We start from the raw sequence: 23,191 nt of genomic DNA, 5'->3' as shown, positions 1-23,191 counted from the left end.
ATATTTAAATTTTAAAAGACTTTAGCCTTTTAAATAAGCTTCTCTTACTTTCTTGAAAAGGTTTGAAGAATAAACAAATTTAACGACCGCTTCATTGTCGGTTGTAAAGATTTCTTCTTTCGTTCCTTGCCAAGCTTTAAGACCTTTCTTTAAGAAAACAATATTCTCACCGATTTCCATTACAGAGTTCATATCGTGAGTATTAATTACGGTTGTAATATTGTATTCTTTTGTAATTTCTTGAATCAAGTTATCAATCAAAGTCGACGTGTTTGGATCTAAACCTGAGTTAGGCTCATCACAAAACAAATACTTTGGATTATTTACAATAGCACGAGCAATAGCAACACGTTTCTGCATACCTCCAGAAATCTCAGAAGGCAATTTTTTGTGTGCCTCGACAAGATTTACTCTTTCTAGAACAAAATCAACACGTTCTTTGATTTGTGATCTAGTGTTATTGGTAAACATTCTCAATGGGAAAGCTACATTTTCTTCAACAGTCATAGAGTCAAACAATGCGCTTCCTTGAAATACCATTCCGATTTCAGTTCTTAACTCACGTTTTTCATCTTTATCTAAATCAGAATAAACTCTTCCGTCAAATTCAATTGTTCCTGTGTCTGGGGTGTGAATTCCTAATAAAGTTTTTAATAAAACTGTTTTCCCAGATCCACTTTGTCCAATAATCAAGTTGGTTTTTCCAGTTTCAAATACCGTCGAAACGCCTTTTAAAACTTTGCTGTCACCAAATGATTTTTCTATATTTTTTACTTCTATCATTATCCTAACAATAATTGAGTTAATATATAATTTAGAAGGATAATCGTAACAGATGTCCAAACAAATGATGTTGTACTTGCCTTACCAACTTCTAATGCTCCACCTTTCATGTAATATCCATGAAAAGATGGAATTGTTGCCAATAACATGGCAAAGATTAAGGTTTTGATAAATGCATAAGCAATATGAAAGGGTATGAAATCTTTCTGAGCTCCCATAATAAAATCTGCACCAGTTGAAAATCCTCCGTAAGCACATGCCATCCATCCGCCAAAAATTCCTAAAAACATACTGATCCCGATTACAAAAGGGTACATTAATAAAGCTATAATTTTTGGAAAAACAAGATAGTTTACTGAGTTAACTCCCATAACTTCCAGAGCATCAATTTGTTCTGTAACACGCATTGTTCCGATACTTGATGTAATGTAAGATCCCATTTTTCCGGCCATAATTACCGAAATAAAAGTAGGAGCAAACTCCAAAACTACAGATTGACGCGTAGCAAAACCAATTAAATATTTTGGAATTAAAGGATTGGTTAAGTTTAATGCTGTCTGAATGGCAACAACTCCTCCGATAAAGAAAGATATAAAGCAGACAATTCCGAGAGAGTCAATAATTAAGTCGTCAATTTCTTTGAAAATTAATTTTTTCATAACAGGCCATTTGGTCTGTTTATTGAAAATTTCTTTCAGCATTAAAAAATATTTCCCGACTTGGGATAAATAACGAATTAGCATCATAATTTTTAAATATTGGCTAAGGTAAAAATAAGTTATGAGTTTTGAGTTATGAGTTCCGGTTTTTCGGCCGTTTTGTCAATCAAATTAACTTTTCTTTCATTTTTTTGAAACGATAGTTTCGAATAAATTTAGCCTGTTCTGGTGTAACTAATAAAGGCGTTTTAGCATTTTTTGCTTTCCAAAATCCTCTGATATAATCTAAAAATAAGAATGGTTTCTTTTTCATCATCGCCAGTTTTGCCGAAGCAATTGCTGTGATCCAAAAACCATATCCTAAAGTATAAAAAGCTTCGCCTTGTTTATAGCGAGCTGTTTTGTTATAATTTGCTCCTGTTGGTTTTAAGTGTTTTACATGTAAAGATTGGTCGGTTACAATTTTCCAATCGTAATATTTGCAAAGCAATTCGTCAACCGTGTCCCAACCCATTGCAGGTCGTAAACCTCCAATTTGCTGAAAGGTTTCTTTTCTGTACGCTTTTAAAGCTCCGCGAATATGATCTTTATCGGTAAGATTTTCTAGAACCCATTCGCCATTTTTATCGATGTAGCAAAATCCGCCAGCCATTCCAACTTTGGGATCTGATTCGAAATGTTTGATAATGGTTTCGAAATAGTTTGGAGGAAAAATTAAATCGCCGTCAATTTTTACAATGATATCGTAATTCGAATCTAAAGTTTCAAAACCTTTTTGAAAAGCCTGAATTACTTTGCTTCCCGGCATATGAATCGCATCTGAAGTTTTATTTACAACAGAAATGTACGGATTCTCTTTTGCAAAACTTAAAACAACTTCTTCTGTTTTATCAGTCGAATTATCATTTACAACCACAACTTTTGATGGCAAAACTGTTTGAGAAACTAAAGATTGTAGTGTTAAGCCAATTAAATCTTGCTCGTTGTGCGCGGGAATGACGATGTAGTACTTCATATAAAAATTTTAGATTTTAAATTGTTAGATTTTAGATTGGTTTTACCTAGTTCTAAAATCAAAAATCAAAAATCGTTAATCAAAAATCTAAATTTTTTCAGCCACAACAATATAATACCTTGGAGTAAAATATCTTAATAAAGGTCTTAATCCAATCTTTTTTACTGGGTGCGTGAATTGCAAGCGGTCGGTGATTTTCCAGCCCGTTTTTTCTAAAAGCCAATCCAATTGCCAGTCTTCAAACTCATGGTAATGTCTGTCCCACATATCAGTTTTAGAACGATATGCTGGCGAAAACCATAAACGTAACGGAATTGAAATTAATAATTTATCACATTTTACGTTTTGTAAAATAGTGTATGGATTTAGCAAATGTTCGAAAATTTCAAATGCAGTAAAAACAGTATAATCTTCTGTTTGTAAAGCCGTTTGATCGTTGTCTAAATCTTCGCCTTTTGTATTTTTTACGGTATAACCATTTTCTTCCATTATTTTAGAAAACGGATTTGGAACTCCAAAATCAAAAATGGTTTCTGATGTGCTAACGTGCTTTTGTAAAAACTCTAAGGTAAGTTTGAATCTTTTATTCGGAAATGTTTTTTCGTACATTTTATATGTTTTAAACAACAAAGGCGCAAATATACTAAAAAAGTCCGCACTATAAGATGCGGACTTTTTTTAGTTTTCAGTATTCAGTGGCAGTTTTCAGCTTGCAGAAACTGATTACTGCGACTGTAAACTGTGACTAATAACGGTATACAAAAGCATTAATATTCATTCCTGCTCCAACTGAAGCGAAAATCAGAACATCGCCTTTATTGATTTCTTGGTTTTCTATTTTTCCTTGTAAAATCAAATCGAATAAAGTAGGAACGGTTGCAACACTGCTGTTTCCAAGATCATGGATACTCATTGGCATAATATCTTTAGGAGCAGTTTTGTCATAAAGTTTATAGAAACGTTCGACAATTGCTTCATCCATTTTTTCGTTGGCTTGATGAATCAAGATTTTTTTCACATCATCGATTCCAATGCCACTTTTATCCAGACAGCTTTTCATTGCAAGAGGTACGTTGCTTAACGCAAATTCGTAGATCTTACGACCATACATTTTAATGTATTTAATGTCTGGATCTAAATCTGGATTATATGATTTTCCGAAGAAAAGATAATTTGCTTCATCATTTGCGTAAGTAGCGCTTTCGTAAGATAACAATCCGGTTTCATCAGGAGAAGCTTCTAAAATAGAAACTCCGGCTCCATCCGAATAAATCATAGAATCACGATCGTGATCATCAACAACTCTTGATAAAGTTTCAGCTCCAATTACCATAACTCTTTTTGCCATTCCAGATTTGATGAAAGCATTGGCTTGAAGCACTCCTTCAATCCAGCCTGGGCATCCAAAAAGAATATCGTAAGCTACACATTTAGGATTTTTGATTCCTAATTTATTTTTTACTCTTGTTGCTAAACTAGGTAAAACATCTGTTTGATGTGTTCCAGTTTTTACGTCACCAAAATTATGTGCAAAAATAATGTAATCTAAAGTTTCAGCATCGATTCCTGCATTTGCGATTGCTTTTTGAGCAGCAAAAAATGCTAAATCAGAAGAATTGTATTGAGGTTCAGCATAACGACGGTTTTGAATTCCGGTAATGCCTTTAAATTTTTTTATTACGACTTCGTTCGGGTAACCAAATGGAGTTCCATCTTCATTTAAAAAAACATGTTTGTCAAAATCTGTGTTCTTAACTTCGAGGTTAGGAATGTAACTTCCAATACCAATAATTTTTATTTTCATTTTTCCCTTTAATTATCCGATAAATTTAGCGCTAATGTATAAATAATATTATGATAACTATCATAAAAAATAGTATGCATGCATATAATTATCAAAAAACGATTTTTAAGTTGATATATTGTATTTTTTTTAATGATTTTTTAATATTTACTAGATTTCAAACGATTGAAGCGAGTTACTAGGCGAACAAATTTCGGAAATTGAAATAATTTTCAAAAATAATTTCACAAAAATCTAACAAAAAGTTGTGTTTTTATAAATCCGAATCTTCTTTATAGTCTTGACCGCGTGAGGGATAGGAGCAATCCGCCGCGGCGGAGCTGATAGCCCGACAGCATGCCGATAAAAGGGCGAATAAGCGCAAAAGTGAATTAGCCCTTTTATCGGGATGGTGGCACGCCCAGATTATTCTTTTGTTTAAAAAAGTTTCAAGTTTCACGTTATGCTGGCAACTTGAAACTTGAAACCTGAAATAAAAAACAAACCCGACAAATTTTAAAAACTTGTCGGGTTTGAAATATTTATAGAAAAACTAATTTTTAGTTTTCCATGTAAGCTTCAATAGGAGCACAGCTGCAAACTAAATTTCTGTCACCGTAAGCATCGTCAACACGGCGAACTGATGGCCAGAATTTGTTTTCAGCGATGTAATCTAATGGATATGCTGCTTTTTCTCTTGTATAAGGGAAATCCCAGTTATCAGTAGTTAACATTGCTAAAGTGTGAGGTGCATTTTTCAATACGTTGTTTTTGTCATCAGCCGTTGCAGCTTCGATTTCTTTTCTGATTGAGATAAGCGCATCACAAAAACGATCTAATTCTGCTAAATCTTCAGATTCTGTAGGCTCGATCATTAAAGTTCCAGCAACTGGGAAAGAAACCGTTGGAGCGTGGAAACCGTAATCCATTAAACGTTTTGCGATATCACCAACTTCGATTCCGTTTTCTTTGAAAGAACGACAATCTAAAATCATTTCGTGAGCAGCTCTTCCACATTCTCCTGTATAAAGAATTGGGTAGTGACCTTCGAAACGTGCTTTCATATAGTTAGCGTTCAGGATTGCGTGCTCAGTAGCGCTTTTTAATCCGTCAGCACCCATCATTGTGATGTAACCGTAAGAGATTAAGCATACTAATGCAGATCCGTAAGGTGCAGATGAAATCGCTGTAATTGCTTGTTCACCACCAACTTTTAAAATTGGGTTTGTTGGTAAAAACGGAACTAATTTTTCGTTCACACAAATTGGTCCAACACCAGGTCCACCACCACCGTGAGGAATAGCGAAAGTTTTGTGTAAGTTTAAGTGACAAACGTCAGCTCCAATTGTAGCAGGATTTGTTAATCCAACTTGAGCGTTCATGTTTGCACCATCCATATATACTAATCCGCCGTTTTCGTGGATTAATTTTGTGATTTCAATAATTGAAGACTCGAAAACTCCGTGAGTTGAAGGATACGTTACCATTAAACAAGATAAATCATCTTTGTGTTCAATCGCTTTTTCTCTTAAATCTTCTACGTCAATATTTCCTTCTGGAGTCGTTTTCGTAACAATTATTTTCATTCCGGCCATCGCTGCAGAAGCAGGATTTGTTCCGTGAGCAGATGAAGGAATTAAACATACATTACGGTGACCTTCATTTCTTGACATGTGGTACGCACGAATTGCCATTAAACCAGCATATTCTCCTTGCGCTCCAGAGTTTGGCTGTAAAGTTGTTCCAGCAAAACCAGTAATTACATTCAATTGCTCTTCTAATTTTTTAAGCATTGTAATGTAACCTTGCGCTTGTTCAACTGGTGCAAACGGGTGAATGCTGTTCCAGTTTGGCATTGATAAAGGCAACATTTCAGAAGCTGCGTTTAATTTCATTGTACAAGAACCTAATGAAATCATCGAGTGATTCAATGATAAATCTTTACGCTCTAATTTTTTGATGTAACGCATCAACTGACTTTCTGAATGATGATTGTTGAAAACATCATGCGTTAAGAAAGAAGAAGTTCTTTCTAAAGAAGCTGGCAATTGACTTGCATCAGTTAATTCAGAAACCGCTACAGTTTCTTTTCCTAAAGCTTCAGCAAAAATTGCAACAATTTGATTGATGTCTGCAATTGAAGTTGTTTCGTTTAACGAAATAGAAATCGTATCAGCATCAACATAGAAAAAGTTTACTTCGTTTTTCTCTGCAACAGCTTTAACTTTTTGAGCATCTGCTTTTACTAAGATTGTATCAAAGTAAGCTGAGTTAGTTTGGTAAACTCCAATTTTATTTAAGGCTTCAGCAGTCGTAACCGCAGAAGCGTGAACTTTGTTTGCAATGTATTTTAAACCTTCTGGTCCGTGGTAAACCGCGTACATTCCGGCCATAACTGCCAATAAAACCTGAGCAGTACAAATGTTAGAAGTCGCTTTTTCACGTTTAATGTGTTGCTCACGAGTTCCTAAAGCCATACGTAAAGCACGATTTCCGTTTACATCAACAGAAACTCCGATAATACGACCTGGCATAGATCTTTTGTATTCATCTTTAGTTGCAAAAAATGCAGCGTGAGGACCACCGTAACCCATTGGTATACCAAAACGTTGTGAAGTTCCAACAACAACTGCAGCTCCCATTTCTCCTGGAGAAGTCAAAGTCGCTAATGATAAAATATCAGCAGCAAAAGCTACTTTAATTTCGTTTTCTTTTGCTTTAGCAACAAAAGCACTATAATCGTTTACTTGACCGTATTTTCCTGGATATTGTAAAATAGCTCCAAAAAATTCATTTGAAAAATCAAATGTTTCGTGGTTTCCAACAACTAATTCAATTCCAATTGGAGTTGAACGTGTTTGAAGTACAGATAAAGTTTGTGGTAAAATTTCTTCAGAAACGAAGAATTTATGTGTATTGTTTTTCTTTTGATCACGAGTACGAACGTCAAACAATAAAGCCATTGCTTCAGCCGCTGCAGTTCCTTCGTCTAATAAAGATGCGTTTGCGATTTCCATTCCAGTTAATTCAATAACTGTAGTTTGAAAATTCAAAATAGCTTCCAAACGACCTTGAGCAATTTCTGCTTGATAAGGTGTGTAAGCCGTATACCATCCTGGGTTTTCGAAGATATTTCTCTGAATTGGAGCAGGAACAATCGTTGGGTGATAACCCAAACCAATGTATGATTTAAATACTTTATTTTTCTTTCCTAATTCCTGAATATGATTTGCGAATTCATATTCTGTCATTGCAGGATCTAAATTTAAAGGTGCTTTTAAACGGATATCGTCCGGAAGGGTTTCGTAAACAAGTCGCTCGATTGAGTCAACTCCAATAGTTTTCAGCATGTGCTGAAGATCAGTTTCTCTTGGACCAATGTGTCTTAAAGCAAAAGCATCTGTTTTCATGTAGCTATCTAAATTTTTTAAATTAATGTGTTCGTGCACCAACTTGATCTACGAATCACATTTAAAAGTAAATGTGTTGTTTTTTTGTGGCGCAAAATTAAGTATTATTAATAATTTAATAGGTATTTTTAACTTCATTTTTTATCAAATTTCTAACTAATGATATGATTTGTTAATAATTGATTAGATTTGAGATATGAAACTCCTAAAACAAATTTTAGATTTTTATTTAAACAGCAGTATTCACGTGGCTTTATCGTGTTATGCTTTGGTCCGAATTACGTTTCATGTGTTTCATATTCAGTACGATGAGCCGATGGCGCTTTTCGTTTTTTTCGGAACAATTGTAGGATATAATTTCGTAAAATATGACGCGCTGGTTCGCGTGAAGAAAAATCCGATTGGAACACAACTGAAAATTATCGCCGTTTTGAGTTTTATTTCGTTGATTTTAGTTGGTTATTATTTTTTCCATTTAAAAAGAATAACGCAATTAGTCTCGGTCGGAATTTTTGCCATCACCGCACTTTATACTTTGCCTTTTTTCCCTAACAGAAGAAATGCCAGAAACTGGGCAGGCGTAAAAATTTATATCGTAGCACTTTGCTGGGTTGGTGCGACTTTGGTCTTACCTTTAATAAATGCCGAAATCCCTTTTACAACAGATTTTTTTGTCAAATGCATCCAGCGTTTTATTTTGGTTTTTGTACTGATCTTGGTTTTTGAAATTTTAGATTTAGCCAATGACGATCCGCATTTGCAAACCGTTCCTCAAACCATCGGCGTGAAGAGAACCAAACTTTTAGGATTTTTATTATTGATTCCGTTTTGGTTTTTAGAGGTTTTTGTTTCAACATTTAATATTCATGATGCCATTATAAATTTGATTATGGTTGTAATGCTGATGTTGTTTATTGCTTTTGCAAATACTAATCGCTCGAAATATTATACTTCTTTTTGGGTAGAAAGTGTGCCAATTTTTTGGTGGCTGATGATTACTTTTCTGAAATAAAAAGTAGCATTTCTACTATTTGGGCGTGCCACCATCCTGATAAAAGGGCTAATCTACTTTGCGAATATTCGCCCTTTTATCAGGATGCTGTCGGGCTATCCGCTACAAGTCCTCGCTGCCTTCGTCAGCTGTGGGCTTTCCACTACTATCCCTCACGCAAACCGTAAATCGAGAAAATTCATTTTCAAAAGATTAAAAAAACATCATTTATTTAAAAGATAGCCAATGGTTTCAACCATTGGTACGCAATTTACACAAAACGTTTCCCAAGGTTGAAACCTTGGGCTATGTTTGAAATGTAGAACTTCTCGCGGAGATTTTTTCTTCGTCGAAAAGACAAGATTGTGTTGAATTAATCTTTAGCGAGCTTCTCATGGCGATTTTTCTAGGAAAAATTATTTTCAAAAGATGAATTGCCTCCAGCTTTAGCCGGGGGAGAAATGGATTAGGAGCTTCTCGGCTTTAGCCAAACTAATATTTAGGCTAAAGCCAGATTGAAAACACTTTTTTTTACCTCCAGCTAAAGCTGGAGGCAATTTATATTTTATTAACTAAATCTCTGATACTTCTTTCAAAACCATATTCCTTTCCAAAAGAAAATGGATCAAATGTTTTTTCAAAAATAAAACATCAAATAATCTTCCGAATATTCCAAACGGAGTTTCATATTGCAATTTATCTTTCATGATCGTAATTCCATTTTCTTCCTCAAAAAAATGCTCATGTTTGAAAGATTTGAATTTGCCTTTTTCCATTTCATCTACAAAATAATCGTAAAAATTCATTGCAGTAATTCGACTTTTGTGCGTAAGATAAAAGCCAAAATGTTTGCCGCGCCAAGTTACTGTTTCGTTTAAATTAATTAATCCAGAAGTTATTCCGTCAATTGCTTTCTCTTTTGATGGACTTGCAGATTGTTGATGAATATCGATATTTCTTGAAGCGTCAAAAACGATTTGTTTTGGCGCGTTTATTTTTGTGATTAGGTTTATTGTTGTCATTCTTGATGAAGTTCAATTTTGTCAAAGTTTGAAACTTTGACAAAGTTTTTACAGTTTGTTTTTGCGCAATCTTGTCATTTCGACGAAGGAGAAAGCACACACGTAGCTCGACAAAGATTGTTGATTCTCTTTGCGGAGTTTCTAGTGTGATTTCTCCTTCGTCGAAATGACAAAATGAATTAAATTAAATCTTTCAAAGCCTCATCAATATCCCCAAACTTAAATTGAAAACCATTTTCCAAAAGTCTTTTCGGAATCACATTTCTACTTTTCAAAACCAATTCCGTTTCAGTTCGAATGAAAAAAGAACCAATTTCAAGAAAGAATGTATTTAGCGGAATTCCAAATGGAAAACCAACAGCTTTTCTAAGTTTTTGCATGAAATCTTTGTTTCGAATTGGTTCAGGAGAAACAACATTGATAACACCAGTCATTTCTTTTTCAATGATAAAATCAACTGCATTTGCAAAATCTTCTTCATGAATCCAACTTATAAACTGATTTCCTTTTCCTTGTTTTCCTCCAAAACCAATTTTCGCTAAAGCCTTCAGCGGAATCAAAGCGCCGCCATTTTTTCCTAAAACAATTGAAGTTCGCAAAGCCGTTTTTAAAGTTTGAGGAGTTTCAGTTTTAAAAAATGCTTTTTCCCAAGAAAGCGCCACATTAATAGAAAAGTCATTTCCAATTTCTCCATCGACTTCATCCATTTGTTTGTCCAAAGAAAAACGATAAATAGTTGCAGTTGATGAATTTAACCAATGTTTCGGCGGATTTTGACAATTTAGAATCGCTTTGTTCAACACTTTGGTGCTATCAATTCGAGACCATAAAATATTCTTTTTATTTTCTTTCGTGTAACGACAATCAACCGATTTTCCTGTAAGATTAATTAAAACCGTCGCGTTTTCTAATTCCTTTTCCCAACCAGAAAATGTTTTGGCGTTCCAATTTACATATTTAATTCCGTCTTCAATTTTTGATTTTCCTCGAGTTAGAATCACGATTTCATCAAATTTATTTTTGAAATGATTTATTAAAACCTGTCCTAAAAATCCAGTTCCAGCTGCTATAATAAGTTTTTTCATGTTGTGAGGTTTTTTTGCCACGACCCGAGCGAAAGCTAACAGGCGAAGCAATTACACCAATTGCACTAATTTTATTTTGTGAAAGTTGAAAAGTCAATTCGTGAAAATTCGTGTAATTTGTGGCAAACTTTAATTAATTTAAAATTAAAAACAGAGCAATAATTCTGTACAAAATCCAAGTGAAAGATAAATAAAAAGGAAGTTTTAAAAGTTTCACTCTTCTAAAATGTTCCAAAAACATAATCAAAACCGTTACTCCAAACCAACCTAAAATAATCATTTGTGGAAGCTGAACAAACTGACTTAAGATTAAAATTGGCATTAGAATTAAACTTCCCATAAAAGAAACCGTCATTAAATTTCCAGCATAATTAAGTATCGTTTGTTTGTCAAATTTGAAAAGAAATAAAGCTTGAAAAACAATTTGTCCAAAAGCTAAAATTAATTCTCGTGTAATGGTGCTTTTAGGAAAATTCAAAATCAAATTAGAATATCCGAATAAAACGAAAGTCGTTACAGTCAAAGCAAACCCAATAAACAGAAAGCGATATTTATAATTGAAATCGGGAGTGCATTGCAATTTGTTTTCTTCTTTTACATTTCCTGGAATAATGACTTTTCGATTATAAGAAACAAAAGAATAAAGTTTTTTCAGAATGAAATGAATTGGTTTTGCGTTTGCTATTTTTTCAATTAAAGGAAAAGAAAAACCAACCACTTTTATCAAACTATCAATTCCATAAATTACCGTTTGCGTTTTATTGTCGATCAAAGCAATTTCGTTTGGAGCGCGTTTTAAATCCACAAAATTTTGCTCTTCTTCAGATAACTGGCAATAAGATTTTCTTCCGTTTTGATCTAACATACCGCTTTTTACAAATCCAGTAGTATATAAACTGCAAAGCGGACAATCTTCATCATAAAGCAAAGTTTGGTTTTCGAGCGTTTTCATAATTTTAGGTTTTAAGGTTGATTAATTCTAAGCGTATAATTCTTCTTTAACTGGAAATAACTGAATCTTTCTTTTATTTTTTACTGTAATTTTAGATCCTTTTGCTAAGAATACAGAAGCTAGTTTTTGGTTTTGAAGAAATTCAAAATCGTTACCGTAAGTTTTTCTGAAATCAACATCAATTCGATAATTTAAAACTTCAAATTTTTCCCATCTCGGATGTGTAACTTCATATTCAAAAGTCGTTTCTTCATTGATTTTAGTATATCCAAAATAATGTTCGGTAATAAATTCAGCTTCAGAGTTAACTTCGATTTTGCTTAAATCTTTTTTAGTTTCGATTTCAATTGTATTCCAATCTGTATCATTTTTCCATTGATAGATGAAAGAATTTGTATCTTGATTTTCGATAATTTCATGTCTCATTTTTTGAGTTTCATAATGTTCTTGATACAAAGTATTTGCAATAAAAGTGATCGCTTTTTTCGGAACAATTTCTTTAATGAAAACAACGCCGCGTTTCCATTCTCCGTTTTCAAAACGTTTGACATAAAATCTTAAATTCACTTCTTCAAAATCGACATGAAACGGAACTTTTAATCCTAAAACTTTAGTGTTCTTGAACATAAAACCAACTAAGCTCACATAACATTTGCCATTCCAAATGTCGATTTCAGTTCCAGCGGGAACATATTTCTCTAAAACCTCACGATCAACTTCGTAATTGAATAAGGCTAAATTTTTCCATTCTGCTTTTAAGAAATTCATAACGATTAGTCTTTATAGATTATGGTACACATGTAAATTGCTAGTATAAGAGGAATTGGAAACAAGATGTAAGTCAAAAAGTTGTTGTAACCAATTAGATGATTTACTAGCCAAAGACCAAAGAAGCAAATAACTCCACCTAGATAAATGTGTAAATTTCCATCTTTTGGATTGTCAACGAACATTTTTATTCCTATCAAAACTTGAAGAAGTCCTGTAATCATGGTTGATAGTAATGCCAATGCTATTGCGCCTTCTCCAAATAAAAGTGACGATATAAGAAGTATTATTGGTAGTGCAATTGCAAATATGTTGATGTATTTTATGGTTTTCATAGTTATTGATTATTTTAAACTTTCAGAAAAAATTGAAAGTTTTGATTAAATTTTTTTATTTCATCATTTTTAAAAACAACTTTCCTAGCCAGTTATCATTAAATTCAGTCATTTTATCTAACATATTATCAGCTTTTAAAACAAAATCGTACAATTTGGAAGTTTGATCTACAAAGTGTTTTTCTTCTGCAGATTCACTAGCTTCAATAGTCGAAACTTCTTTTAAGATTTTAAGAGCAGGTTTGATTTCTCTTTTGCTTCTTTCTCTCGAAATTTTCACGGCCAATTCGTCTAAATCTTTTTCGGCTGTAAAGAATTCTTTTCTTTCGCCAGCTTTAAATTCTTTGTAGACAATTCCCCAATCCATTAAAGCTCTTAGGTTCATACTTGCATTTCCACGCGAGATTTGCAATTCTTCCATAATGTCTTCCATAGAGACAGCTTCGTTGGAAACCATTAATAAAGCATGAATCTGTGCCATGGTTTTATTAATGCCCCATTGAGAACCTAATGCTCCCCATGTTTGAACGAATTTATTTTTTGCTTCTTTGAATTCCATGGATCAAATGTAAACAAAAGTTTTTAAACTTTCAAAAATAATTGAAAGTTTGTTTTAAGGAATGGGGAAATGATGTGAAAACTATTTTTTTTTACTTTCTTAAAATGATAGATAAACCACTGCTAAAAAGAGATTGTGACTCAGCGCCATATTTTGTCAGTTTGAAATCAAATGTATATTTACCATCTTTTGGAGCAGTAAATTTTTTGTTTTCAAGTTCAAATTCGAAATTTTCTCTGTGTACTATGGAATCTTTTTCTTCAAAAGTTTTTTCAGTAACGTCTTCAGAAGTTCCAGTAGCGTTAATTATGTGATTTGCATTATAAGAAAATCTACTAATACTGTCAAATTTGACTGTTTTTTTATTCTCTTCAATTAAATATTTAATGGTGTATTCTGGATATGGAGTATTGCTATTTATTTTGGTCCAAAAGACAACGGTTTCTCCCTTTTTTAAACTGATTTCGCCAGAAGAAGTAATCTCATCTTGTGTTACTGGTATTTCAATTAATTCTTCCCCAGCAGATTGGCAAGCGCAAACTGTTATTAGTGCTATTAGGACAATGGTTTTTAGTATGATTTTCATATTTATTTTTTTATGGAAGGAATATCTAATGTCTTATTTTTTGAATAATAATTAAACATTTTAATGTAAAAGTCCCTTGTAAGATCTGAGACCTTTTTAGTTATTAAGTAAAAAACTTTATCGTTATATTCTACATAACAAATTAATTTTTCAAAAACACGATCATTGTAATTTGAATCTGTAATTTTTAAATCTGTAAGATTTTCTATTTGCGAATAAGTATATTTATTGGCAAGTGATAATCTGTTGCTTAAAAAGTTGTTTTCAAAATCAGAACCAATTTTTTCAGGAATTTCGAAGTTTTCTAAACTATTTGTTTTGACTGCATTTAGAAACTTTAGATAAGTAAAATTCATATCATTATTTACTCTGTAAAACGTGACATAATCATAATTTCCCTCTGACCTCGGCGAAATGGATTGGTTGATGTCTAAGAACGCTTTCATTTCTTTATCTAATTTATTAAAAATAGACTTGAACAAATAGATTTCGGCTTTAGGTGTATTCAAAACATATTCTTCCCAAGAATTGAAAGTTTCTTTTTTGAAATCCTTTTTTAATAAATTTTTGCCATTTTTAAGCATATGCAAGGCTAGATTTTCCTTATCAGGAAATTTCGCAAAATTATCTACTTGTCCGTTGTAAATAATATAACTTTTTGAGGCAGTATCATACTCGTAATGTATGACACTAAAATTTTCGCCATAAATAATGCTATTGGAATCTTCAAAGTAAATATGATTTTCCTTTACATGTTGTTTTTTGATTTCGGCTATGCTAATCAAATTAGGATTCTCCTCTTTAATAACGTAAATACTTTGCGAGCAAAGCCTTTCACTTGGAAATAAAGCTGACGATAACTCTATAGAAATGACATCCGCTAGGGTTTCAAAATTTATTTTTCCGAATTCCAAATCAATATTACCTTGCTGATAGACTGTAACTGCAGGAATATAATTGTCTGGAATAGAAACACTGAATTTACCCGGTTCAGAAAACGAAGTTAGGTTTACTTTTGAATTTAAAATTTTCTGAGCTTCTTGTGCCGTGATTTTTTTCTCTTGCACAAGTAATTCATTATTGCCTTGATTTTCATCAAGATTGTATCTTTTGCAACTTGATATTGATAAAAGCAATACAAGTAAATATATTATTGGGGTAGTTTTCATGCTATGAACTTATTTGTTTTAATTAAATTTATCAATACCTACTGTTGTTGTTTCTTCGTTTTTAGTATTTGAATACACAACATAAAAGGATTTATGTAAAACATAATAAAGAACATAATAAAGAATAAAAACACCTAAAGCGGTAAGCCATAAAAAGGAGTAGATCTTGTTTTTGAAAAAAATGAGATACCCTTCAGTAAAATCAAAAAAGGATTTTATGTCTTCAAAATATAAAAATAGGACTATTACAAAAGGAACAATTTTGGTCATGATTTTATAATTCGCAACCAAAAGTATTGCCATTACAAATACAGGAATTTTTATCAAATCGTTTATGGTTTTTACTTCACTTGTAAAATAGTCGTATAATAAGAAAGCGCTCAGCAAAAGACAATAAATAGCTAGATGAAGCTTTTTGTTTTTCTTTAAACTAAGAAAATATTGCGTAATGTTTTCTCTTCTTTTGGTTAGTAATAAAACTAAAAAACTAAAAATATTCAAGATAGGAACAAGAGTAAAGACATTCATAATTCCGAAGTATTTTTTTAAGGAATAGCCGCGAAATTGAATCAAGTTGCCTAAAAATCTTCCTGAATAAAGCACTAAAAAATAATTTGAAACTAATTTGCTTATTTCAAACAAATCAAGATCTGACGAGAAAATAGAAATTGTAAATATAGATTCACCCAAATTTAAGAGAGTAAGAATCAAAAAAGAGAAACTGATTATAAAACCCCATTTAAAGAATTTCGCATCAATAAATTGCTGGTCGATTGGTTTTCGAATACTTTTAAATCCTTCATATCTATTGGTAATGTAGAAAAAGCCAATAAGAACAAATAAAATTTTGAAGGTATTTAGAACTTCCATAACCGTCATGAAGATATCCTGATGAAAAGGTTCGCTGAAGGTTAAAAAGGTAAAATTTCCAAATGTATTCGCAACTTCAAGATCAATAACGTTGAATAAAAGTATAGATATCAGTATGGGGAAAATCCATTTTGTTTTTTTGGAAACATTAAAGTTTTCTACTGTAAAGTAGTGCTTAACAAAATAACCAAAATAAATAATGAATGATAAAAAACGGATGGTTTTGTAGATGTAAGTGCTTTTATACCAGATAAAAGAGTAAAGATATTGTGTGAAATTATAGTCTAAGAAAAATGAAATATTATTTCTGAAAAAATAAAAAGCGCCCAATAATTGTAAAATGATTCCAGTCTTTATTTTATTGTTTTTATAAAAATACCAGGAAAGAATTAGTGTGTTGAAAAAACAAAAAAGGATTTGCCAAATTTGTGTAAAAATAAATGTGTTTGGGGTAAAAACTTCGATGTAATACAGAAGCATGCTTGATAAGAAAAGTACAATTCCGAACACCCAAATTTTATCGATTACGTTATTTTGAGTTTCGCTAAAAATTAATTTCATAGGTTAGTTTTACAATTAGGGGTAATTACGTACAAAAATATTCTTTTTAAAATGATATCAAAATATTTTTTAGGATTTTTCTCAATACAAATAGATTTGACAAATAATAAAGTTATGTTAATTCAACCCGCGAAATTTTGATTAAATAATGATACAGCTATTTTTGTAAAAATCACATTTTATGGAATTATACTACACTTTTTCGGTACTTATCGTACTGGCTTCTTTCTTCGCCTATTTGAATTTAAGATTTTTAAAACTTCCGGGAACGATCGGAATCATGATTATTGCTATGCTGGTTTCAGTAGGAATTCGCCTTTTGGGAGATTCTTATTTTCCTTCAACCACCAAACATTTTTTTGATTTAATAAAGCAATTTGATTTCAACGAAATCCTTATGGGCGCTATGTTGAACTTTCTTTTGTTTGCTGGAGCGCTACACGTAAATATGGCCGATCTTAAAGAGCAAAAGGTGTCCATTATGATTTATTCTACTGTAAGTGTTGTACTGTCAGCCTTGATTATCTCAATGATACTATATTATGTCACGCCATTTTTGGGAATAAAAATACCGTACATATTTTGCTTGGTTTTTGGAACTTTAATTTCTCCAACCGATCCGATTGTGGTTTTGGGAGTTTTAAAAGAAGCGAAAGTTCCTAAAAGAATTGAAACTAAAATCGTTGGTGAATCTTTGTTTAACGATGGAGTAGCGGTAGTAATGTTTGCGGTAGTTCTAAAAATGGCAACCGATCCAACATTTGACGCTACTTTTAGCTCAATAACTTGGCTGTTTATAAAAGAAGGAATCGGCGGACTTTTATTAGGAACGGTTTTCGGATTTACAGCTTCAAGAGTCATGAAAAAAGTTGATGACTATAAAGTTTCGGTTTTAATAACGCTTTCTATTGTAACAGGAGGATTTTTAGTAGCACAAGCGTTGCATGTTTCTAGTCCGCTAGCGATGGTTGTTGCCGGATTGATTATTGGAAATTATGGTAAAAAAGTGGCCATGAGCGAAGTCACCAAAGATTATCTAGGAAAATTCTGGGAACTTGTTGATGAAATCTTAAATGCTGTTTTATTCCTTTTTATTGGTTTCGAATTGTTATTATTACCAGACTTAAATAAACAATTATTGACAGGTTTTGTAGCAATTTTTATTGTGTTGTTTTCAAGATTAACTTCTATTGTTTTACCGTGGAAATTCTTTGATATCTTTAAGTTCTTCGGAATTAAATCGGCTTATAACAAAGGTTCTTTGATGGTTTTAGTTTGGGGCGGAATTCGCGGTGGAGTTTCGATCGCACTTGTGCTCTCTATGCCTGAAGGGGAATATAAAAACTTACTGCTTGAGGTAACTTATATTGTGGTTTTATTCTCAATTGTAGTGCAAGGATTGACTGTTGGAAAACTGGCAAAACGAGTTTTAGAGAAAGAGTAAATCGAAAATTGAAGAAAGAGTAAAGACGCAAGATTTTTATTCTTTGTCTTTAGATTTTAAATAAAAACCCTGCAAGTTCTTTTGCAGGGTTTTGTTTTTTATCTCTTATCGTCTTTAGAATAGTTAGATTCTCCATTGATATTAATTTCTCCACCTAAAAACTTTGGTTCTCGATTTCTTAAAACGTCAAAAAAGGATTTGCAAATCGAAAGAGATTCTCTAAAACGAACATAATTATAACCTAAATATTCTCCTTGATTCGCAGAATAACCAGCAGATTTTATTCCCAATTTATTTCCGATGTAAATCGCACGGTTCAAATGATATTCTTGAGAAATTAAAGTGGCTTTTTTTATTTTGAAAATATGTTTCGCGCGATACATCGTTGAATAAGTATCAAAGCCAGCATAGTCAATAAAAATCTTTGTAGTATCAACTCCGTGAGAATAGCAGTAATTTTTCATAACCGTTAATTCATCATATTCGTCGCGACCATTATCTCCCGAAAGCAGAATTTTATTGATGCGTTTTGCTTTCCAAAGCATAATTCCTGTATCTAGTCGATCTTTTAAATATTTGCTCGGCTGATTTCCGTTAATTCCAGCTCCAAAAATAATTCCGACATCATTCTTCGGAAATTTTTTAATAGAATAATGAATGTATTTTTTGGTAGAATTTTTAACGTAATAGTTTACAGAAACAATCGCAACCAATCCGATAATCGCAAGGTAAAGGGCTATTTTAAAATATTTTTTCAAAATGTATTTTGTAAGATTAAGATTCAAAAATGCTAAGATAGCTAGACAAAATCAAATAAAAAAACCGAAGCATTTTTTGCTTCGGTTTTTTTATTTGATTCCCTAAGTTGCTTAGCAACTTAGAAGCTTAGAATCTTTATAATAATCCCGCTCTCTTCAACAATGCTTCAGGTTTTGGTTCCTGACCTCTAAAACGTTTGTACAAAGTCATCGGGTGTTCTGTTCCTCCTTTAGAAAGTACATTATCTTTGAATTTCTTCGCAACTTCTTCGTTGAAAATCCCATTTTCATGGAAATATTCAAAAGCATCAGCGTCTAAAACTTCAGCCCATTTGTAGCTGTAATATCCAGAAGAATATCCGCCTTGGAAAATATGAGAAAAAGCGGTACTCATTGCATTTTCTTTTACATCAGGATACAATTGCGTGTTTGCAAATTGTTCCGTTTCGAAAATCTTCAAATCTGTAATATTGGTTGGATCTTGTCCGTGCCAAGCCATATCCAATAATCCGAAACTTAATTGGCGCAACGTTGCCAAACCTTCTTGGAAACTCGCACTTTCTTTAATTTTCTGAACATACTCAATCGGGATAATTTCTCCTGTTTCATAGTGATTCGCAAACAAAGCCAAAGCTTCTGGTTCGTAACACCAATTCTCCATAATCTGACTTGGTAATTCTACGAAATCCCAGTAAACAGAAGTTCCAGATAAACTTGGATAAACCGTATCGGCCAACATTCCATGTAATCCGTGACCGAATTCGTGGAATAAAGTTGTTACTTCATTAAAAGTCAATAACGAAGGTTTTGTTTCGGTTGGTTTTGTAAAGTTACAAACGTTCGAAATGTGTGGTCTCTCGTTTACGCCGTCTTTTACATATTGTGATTTGAATGAAGTCATCCAAGCGCCGTTTCTTTTTCCTTTTCTTGGGAAGAAATCAGCATAGAAAATCGAAACTAAATCATTTTTAGCATCTCGAACTTCGTAAGTTGTAACTTCTTCGTGATATTTATCGATATCAAAAACCTCAGTAAAAGTTAAACCGTATAGTTTTTTTGCCACTGTGAAAGCACCGTCTAAAACTTTTTCTAATTGAAAATAAGGTTTCAGTTTTTCATCATCTAAGTTAAAAAGCTGTTGTTTTAATTTTTCAGAATAATAAGCGCCATCCCATTTTTCCAATTGCTCGATTCCGTCTAATTCTTTCGCGAAAGCGGTTAATTCTGCAAATTCTTTTTGAGCTGCAGGTTTTGCTTTTGCCAATAAATCATTCAAAAAAGAAAATACTTTTTCTGGACTTTCGGCCATTCTTTCTTCCAAAACAAAATGGGCGTGCGTTTTATATCCCAATAAATTAGCTCTTTCAAAACGTAATTTTGCGATTTTTAAAACATTTTCCTGATTGTCAAATTCGTTGTTTTGAAAAGCTTTTGCTCCAAAAGCGATTGCCATTTTTTTACGCAATTCGCGATTGTCAGCATAAGTCAGAAACGGAACATAACTTGGATGATCTAAAGTGAAAATCCAGCCTTCTTTTTCCTGATTTTTAGCTAATATTCTAGCCGCTTCGATTGTTCCTTCTGGCAAACCTGAAAGATCTTTTTCATCCGTTAAATGCAATTCGAAGTTGTTGGTTTCTGCCAAAACATTTTCGCCAAACTGCAAACTCAATCTTGATAATTCTTTGTCGATTTCTCTCAATTGATTTTTCTTGTCTTCTGGCAAATTAGCTCCGTTTCTAGAAAAGCTTTTGTATTTTTTATCTAATAAAGTCGTTTGTTCCGGGTTGAGGTTCAAGCTTTCTTTTTGATCGTAAACGGCTTTTACGCGCGCAAACAATTCCGCATTTAAGCGAATATCATTTCCGAATTCTGAAAGCCAAGGTGAAACTTCTTGAGCAATTTTCTGCATTTCGTCATTCGTTTCAGCCGAATTCAAATTGAAGAAAACACTAGAAAGACGATCTAAAATATCGCCTGAAAAATCCATTGCCACAATTGTGTTTTCAAAAGTCGGCGCGTCTGGATTATTTACAATCGCATCAATTTCGGCTTTAGCCAAAGCAATCCCTTCCTGAAAAGCAGGAACGTAATCTTCGATTTTAATCTGCGAAAAAGGTGCGGTGTTATGTTTGGTGTTGAAATATTGTGTTAAGATACTCATATTGTATATTTTTGTCCTGCAAGGTTTTCAAAACCTTGTAGGTGTTTTTAAGTATTCTAATTTTTGATTGCAATAATCAAACCTACAAGGTTTTGAAAACCTTGCAGTAATTTATAGGAAAATTATTTTTTCAATCCTTCAGCCGCTTTATTAACCGCAGCTTTCAATTCTTCTTTATAAGCAATAATCGCATCCAAAACCTTTTTGTCGTGGCTTCCGATGATTTGCGCTGCTAAAATTCCAGCATTTTTTGCTCCGTTTAAAGCAACAGTTGCAACAGGAACTCCGCCTGGCATTTGCAAAATTGATAAAACAGAGTCCCAACCATCAATCGAGTTGCTTGATTTTACTGGAACTCCAATTACAGGAAGCGGAGACATTGAAGCCACCATTCCTGGTAAATGTGCTGCACCGCCCGCACCGGCAACAATTACCGAAATCCCACGATTGTGTGCATTTTTGCTGAAATCGAATAATTTCTCTGGCGTTCTGTGTGCCGAAACGATATCTACTTCAACTTCAATATTGAATTGTTTTAATATGTCGATTGCATCTTGCATAACTGGCATGTCTGAGATGCTTCCCATGATAATGGCTACTTTGCTCATGTTTTTATTTTTTTGTTTCAAGTTTCAGGTTTCAAGTTTTGTTAAGCCTGAAAATTGCATTTGTTCTATACTTTCCTGTCTACAGGATATTTTTTTAATCGAGACTTGATTAATTTACTTATGAAATAGATTATAAATACGATAATTGTAATTACTATGAAATTTACAATCAAAAATTCTGGATAAAAATATGTGGTAACATAGCATTCCGCATCAACTTTTCCATATGCATGAAATGGAAAACCTATATTAAAACCTCTTCTGTGTTTAGTTATAGTTATTAATTGTACTGTAAGATAAATTATGATTATTAATCCAAAGATTTTTAATGCTTTTTTCATTTAAATTACTAGGCACTAATAACTTTAATCGTATTTTTTACATCTTCTGCAATTCGTCTCGCCTCGGCCATGTTTTCGTTTACAATCGTCACATGACCCATTTTTCTAAAAGGGCGTGTTTGTTTTTTTCCGTAAATATGTGGCGTAACGCCGTTCCATCCTAAAATGGTTTCGATGTTTTCATACACTACATCTCCAGAATGACCTTCGGCACCGACTAAATTTACCATAATTCCAGCGACTTTGCTGTCTGTGTTTCCTAACGGAAGATCTAAAATGGCACGTAAATGATTTTCGAATTGTGAAGTATAACTTGCTTCAATAGAATAATGACCAGAATTGTGCGGACGCGGAGCAACTTCGTTAACCAAAATTTCGTCGTCTTGCGTTTGGAACATTTCAACCGCTAGAAGTCCAACGTGATTGAAGTTTTTAGAAACTTCCAAAGCAATTGCTCTAGCTTTTTCTGCCACTTTATCGTCGATTCTTGCTGGGCAAATTACGTATTCAACTTGGTTGGCTTCTGGATGAAATTCCATTTCTACAACCGGATATGTTTTAATTTCTCCTGATGGATTTCTTACCACAATTACCGCCAATTCGTTTTTGAATGGAACCATAGTTTCTGCAATACATTCTACATTTGGAAGTGTATCTAAATCGGAAACTTGGCGAACTATTTTTACGCCATTTCCATCATAACCAAATTCGGTACATTTCCATACGAAAGGCATCTCGACTCCGCTCGATGTGACAGCTGATTTTAGATTTTCTAAATTTTCGAATCTTTTATATGGCGCAGTTGGGATATTATTCTGAGCATAAAAGTCTTTTTGAACACCTTTATTCTGAATTCCTTTTAAGGTTTTTGGAGATGGATATATTTTTAAACCTTCGTTTTCTAGTTGCGTTAAAGCTTCAAGATTTACCAATTCGATTTCGAAAGTCAAAACATCGACTTGTTTTCCGAAGTTGTAAACCGTATCGTAATCCATTAAATCACCTTGAAAGAATTTGTTACAGGCAATTTTACTAGGCGCTTCGTCGCTCGGATCTAGAACGTAAGTTTGTATATCAAATTTTCTAGTGTCGAACAAAAGCATTTTACCTAATTGTCCGCCACCCAATATTCCTAATTTAAAATCAGAAGAAAAATAATTCATTTTGTGTTGTGTTTTTGCAAAGATACTTTTTAATCTTTTTTCAGCCAAAATTTAGTTTTTTTCACCACGAATTCACGAATTGTATTTTAAAGTTTTTCCGCCACGAATTCACGAATTTTCTTTTTCGCTTTGTCTAAAAATAATTCGTGAATTCGTGGCTATCAA

At 32.9% G+C, this 23,191-nt stretch carries 21 protein-coding genes; 2 read left to right on the top strand and 19 right to left on the bottom strand.

Annotation, left to right across the window (positions count from 1 at the left end; genetic code table 11):
- Positions 1–21: 21 nt before the first annotated feature.
- The 6 genes from QLQ96_RS02125 to gcvP all read right to left on the bottom strand — a co-directional run bounded on the left by QLQ96_RS02125 (position 22) and on the right by gcvP (position 7,650).
- Positions 22–783, bottom strand: coding sequence for an ABC transporter ATP-binding protein (locus tag QLQ96_RS02125; RefSeq protein ID WP_482494288.1), 762 nt, complete (start codon positions 781–783; stop codon positions 22–24).
- The gene (locus QLQ96_RS02120; RefSeq protein ID WP_482494286.1) at positions 783–1,529 is read right to left on the bottom strand and encodes an MlaE family ABC transporter permease; all 747 of its coding nucleotides are present in this window, start codon (positions 1,527–1,529) and stop codon (positions 783–785) included. Before QLQ96_RS02120 ends, QLQ96_RS02125 begins: the two co-directional genes overlap by 1 nt.
- Positions 1,530–1,608: 79 nt before the next feature.
- Complete coding sequence (locus QLQ96_RS02115; protein ID WP_482494284.1) at positions 1,609–2,457, bottom strand: glycosyltransferase family 2 protein; 849 nt, start codon at positions 2,455–2,457, stop codon at positions 1,609–1,611.
- 87 nt (positions 2,458–2,544) lie between these two features.
- Positions 2,545–3,066, bottom strand: a complete 522-nt coding sequence (locus QLQ96_RS02110) for a methyltransferase (protein WP_482494282.1) — start codon at positions 3,064–3,066, stop codon at positions 2,545–2,547.
- 136 nt (positions 3,067–3,202) lie between these two features.
- Complete coding sequence (locus tag QLQ96_RS02105) at positions 3,203–4,261, bottom strand: 3-oxoacyl-ACP synthase III family protein (protein WP_482494281.1); 1,059 nt, start codon at positions 4,259–4,261, stop codon at positions 3,203–3,205.
- 539 nt (positions 4,262–4,800) lie between these two features.
- A complete protein-coding gene (gcvP, locus tag QLQ96_RS02100; protein ID WP_482494279.1) occupies positions 4,801–7,650 on the bottom strand; it encodes an aminomethyl-transferring glycine dehydrogenase in 2,850 nt (949 codons plus the stop codon).
- Positions 7,651–7,846: 196 nt separating this feature from the next.
- Between gcvP and QLQ96_RS02095 the strand changes: the two genes are divergently transcribed.
- Positions 7,847–8,662 carry a UbiA prenyltransferase family protein gene (locus QLQ96_RS02095; protein WP_482494277.1) on the top strand — a complete coding sequence of 272 codons (816 nt, stop codon included), beginning with the start codon at positions 7,847–7,849 and terminating at the stop codon, positions 8,660–8,662.
- A 551-nt stretch (positions 8,663–9,213) separates the two neighbouring features.
- On the opposite strand, the gene QLQ96_RS02090 is transcribed toward QLQ96_RS02095, so the two are convergent.
- The 9 genes from QLQ96_RS02090 to QLQ96_RS02050 form a co-directional block, all read right to left on the bottom strand.
- Positions 9,214–9,663: an SRPBCC family protein gene (locus QLQ96_RS02090; protein ID WP_482494276.1), complete on the bottom strand. Its 450-nt coding sequence runs from the start codon at positions 9,661–9,663 to the stop codon at positions 9,214–9,216.
- 179 nt (positions 9,664–9,842) lie between these two features.
- Positions 9,843–10,748 (bottom strand): TIGR01777 family oxidoreductase, encoded by a 906-nt coding sequence (locus QLQ96_RS02085; RefSeq protein ID WP_482494275.1) that lies wholly within the window; start codon positions 10,746–10,748, stop codon positions 9,843–9,845.
- Between the two features lie 133 nt (positions 10,749–10,881).
- Positions 10,882–11,700, bottom strand: a complete 819-nt coding sequence (locus QLQ96_RS02080; protein ID WP_482494273.1) for a thiol-disulfide oxidoreductase DCC family protein — start codon at positions 11,698–11,700, stop codon at positions 10,882–10,884.
- A gap of 27 nt (positions 11,701–11,727) precedes the next feature.
- Positions 11,728–12,468: a YqjF family protein gene (locus tag QLQ96_RS02075; RefSeq protein ID WP_482494271.1), complete on the bottom strand. Its 741-nt coding sequence runs from the start codon at positions 12,466–12,468 to the stop codon at positions 11,728–11,730.
- Between the two features lie 5 nt (positions 12,469–12,473).
- Positions 12,474–12,803, bottom strand: coding sequence for a hypothetical protein (locus QLQ96_RS02070; RefSeq protein ID WP_482494269.1), 330 nt, complete (start codon positions 12,801–12,803; stop codon positions 12,474–12,476).
- Positions 12,804–12,858: 55 nt separating this feature from the next.
- On the bottom strand, positions 12,859–13,362 hold the full coding sequence (locus tag QLQ96_RS02065; protein ID WP_482494267.1) for a GbsR/MarR family transcriptional regulator: 504 nt from the start codon (positions 13,360–13,362) through the stop codon (positions 12,859–12,861).
- Between the two features lie 91 nt (positions 13,363–13,453).
- Positions 13,454–13,948 (bottom strand): hypothetical protein, encoded by a 495-nt coding sequence (locus QLQ96_RS02060; protein ID WP_482494265.1) that lies wholly within the window; start codon positions 13,946–13,948, stop codon positions 13,454–13,456.
- 2 nt (positions 13,949–13,950) lie between these two features.
- Complete coding sequence (locus QLQ96_RS02055; protein WP_482494263.1) at positions 13,951–15,117, bottom strand: hypothetical protein; 1,167 nt, start codon at positions 15,115–15,117, stop codon at positions 13,951–13,953.
- Positions 15,118–15,135: 18 nt separating this feature from the next.
- A complete protein-coding gene (locus tag QLQ96_RS02050) occupies positions 15,136–16,548 on the bottom strand; it encodes a hypothetical protein (RefSeq protein ID WP_482494261.1) in 1,413 nt (470 codons plus the stop codon).
- 181 nt (positions 16,549–16,729) lie between these two features.
- Between QLQ96_RS02050 and QLQ96_RS02045 the strand changes: the two genes are divergently transcribed.
- Positions 16,730–17,992: a cation:proton antiporter gene (locus tag QLQ96_RS02045; RefSeq protein ID WP_482494259.1), complete on the top strand. Its 1,263-nt coding sequence runs from the start codon at positions 16,730–16,732 to the stop codon at positions 17,990–17,992.
- A gap of 98 nt (positions 17,993–18,090) precedes the next feature.
- Here QLQ96_RS02045 and QLQ96_RS02040 read toward each other — a convergent pair whose 3' ends face one another.
- The 4 genes from QLQ96_RS02040 to QLQ96_RS02025 form a co-directional block, all read right to left on the bottom strand.
- Positions 18,091–18,750, bottom strand: coding sequence for a SanA/YdcF family protein (locus QLQ96_RS02040; RefSeq protein ID WP_482494257.1), 660 nt, complete (start codon positions 18,748–18,750; stop codon positions 18,091–18,093).
- A 136-nt stretch (positions 18,751–18,886) separates the two neighbouring features.
- The gene (locus QLQ96_RS02035; protein ID WP_482494256.1) at positions 18,887–20,914 is read right to left on the bottom strand and encodes a M3 family metallopeptidase; all 2,028 of its coding nucleotides are present in this window, start codon (positions 20,912–20,914) and stop codon (positions 18,887–18,889) included.
- 122 nt (positions 20,915–21,036) lie between these two features.
- Positions 21,037–21,522, bottom strand: coding sequence for a 5-(carboxyamino)imidazole ribonucleotide mutase (gene purE, locus QLQ96_RS02030; protein WP_482494254.1), 486 nt, complete (start codon positions 21,520–21,522; stop codon positions 21,037–21,039).
- A gap of 349 nt (positions 21,523–21,871) precedes the next feature.
- The gene (locus QLQ96_RS02025; RefSeq protein ID WP_482494252.1) at positions 21,872–23,026 is read right to left on the bottom strand and encodes a 5-(carboxyamino)imidazole ribonucleotide synthase; all 1,155 of its coding nucleotides are present in this window, start codon (positions 23,024–23,026) and stop codon (positions 21,872–21,874) included.
- Positions 23,027–23,191 lie beyond the last annotated feature (165 nt).

Source organism: Flavobacterium sp. B167r (genome assembly GCF_056824315.1).
This window is presented reverse-complemented; position numbering and strand designations above follow the sequence as displayed.

What these genes read in the sequence shown, in the direction of transcription:
- QLQ96_RS02125 (WP_482494288.1), bottom strand. Translation starts at nt 783, where the DNA reads ATGATAGAAGTAAAAAATATAGAAAAATCATTTGGTGACAGCAAAGTT.
- QLQ96_RS02120 (WP_482494286.1), bottom strand. Translation starts at nt 1,529, where the DNA reads ATGATGCTAATTCGTTATTTATCCCAAGTCGGGAAATATTTTTTAATG.
- QLQ96_RS02115 (WP_482494284.1), bottom strand. Translation starts at nt 2,457, where the DNA reads ATGAAGTACTACATCGTCATTCCCGCGCACAACGAGCAAGATTTAATT.
- QLQ96_RS02110 (WP_482494282.1), bottom strand. Translation starts at nt 3,066, where the DNA reads ATGTACGAAAAAACATTTCCGAATAAAAGATTCAAACTTACCTTAGAG.
- QLQ96_RS02105 (WP_482494281.1), bottom strand. Translation starts at nt 4,261, where the DNA reads ATGAAAATAAAAATTATTGGTATTGGAAGTTACATTCCTAACCTCGAA.
- gcvP (WP_482494279.1), bottom strand. Translation starts at nt 7,650, where the DNA reads ATGAAAACAGATGCTTTTGCTTTAAGACACATTGGTCCAAGAGAAACT.
- QLQ96_RS02095 (WP_482494277.1), top strand. Translation starts at nt 7,847, where the DNA reads ATGAAACTCCTAAAACAAATTTTAGATTTTTATTTAAACAGCAGTATT.
- QLQ96_RS02090 (WP_482494276.1), bottom strand. Translation starts at nt 9,663, where the DNA reads ATGACAACAATAAACCTAATCACAAAAATAAACGCGCCAAAACAAATC.
- QLQ96_RS02085 (WP_482494275.1), bottom strand. Translation starts at nt 10,748, where the DNA reads ATGAAAAAACTTATTATAGCAGCTGGAACTGGATTTTTAGGACAGGTT.
- QLQ96_RS02080 (WP_482494273.1), bottom strand. Translation starts at nt 11,700, where the DNA reads ATGAAAACGCTCGAAAACCAAACTTTGCTTTATGATGAAGATTGTCCG.
- QLQ96_RS02075 (WP_482494271.1), bottom strand. Translation starts at nt 12,468, where the DNA reads ATGAATTTCTTAAAAGCAGAATGGAAAAATTTAGCCTTATTCAATTAC.
- QLQ96_RS02070 (WP_482494269.1), bottom strand. Translation starts at nt 12,803, where the DNA reads ATGAAAACCATAAAATACATCAACATATTTGCAATTGCACTACCAATA.
- QLQ96_RS02065 (WP_482494267.1), bottom strand. Translation starts at nt 13,362, where the DNA reads ATGGAATTCAAAGAAGCAAAAAATAAATTCGTTCAAACATGGGGAGCA.
- QLQ96_RS02060 (WP_482494265.1), bottom strand. Translation starts at nt 13,948, where the DNA reads ATGAAAATCATACTAAAAACCATTGTCCTAATAGCACTAATAACAGTT.
- QLQ96_RS02055 (WP_482494263.1), bottom strand. Translation starts at nt 15,117, where the DNA reads ATGAAAACTACCCCAATAATATATTTACTTGTATTGCTTTTATCAATA.
- QLQ96_RS02050 (WP_482494261.1), bottom strand. Translation starts at nt 16,548, where the DNA reads ATGAAATTAATTTTTAGCGAAACTCAAAATAACGTAATCGATAAAATT.
- QLQ96_RS02045 (WP_482494259.1), top strand. Translation starts at nt 16,730, where the DNA reads ATGGAATTATACTACACTTTTTCGGTACTTATCGTACTGGCTTCTTTC.
- QLQ96_RS02035 (WP_482494256.1), bottom strand. Translation starts at nt 20,914, where the DNA reads ATGAGTATCTTAACACAATATTTCAACACCAAACATAACACCGCACCT.
- purE (WP_482494254.1), bottom strand. Translation starts at nt 21,522, where the DNA reads ATGAGCAAAGTAGCCATTATCATGGGAAGCATCTCAGACATGCCAGTT.
- QLQ96_RS02025 (WP_482494252.1), bottom strand. Translation starts at nt 23,026, where the DNA reads ATGAATTATTTTTCTTCTGATTTTAAATTAGGAATATTGGGTGGCGGA.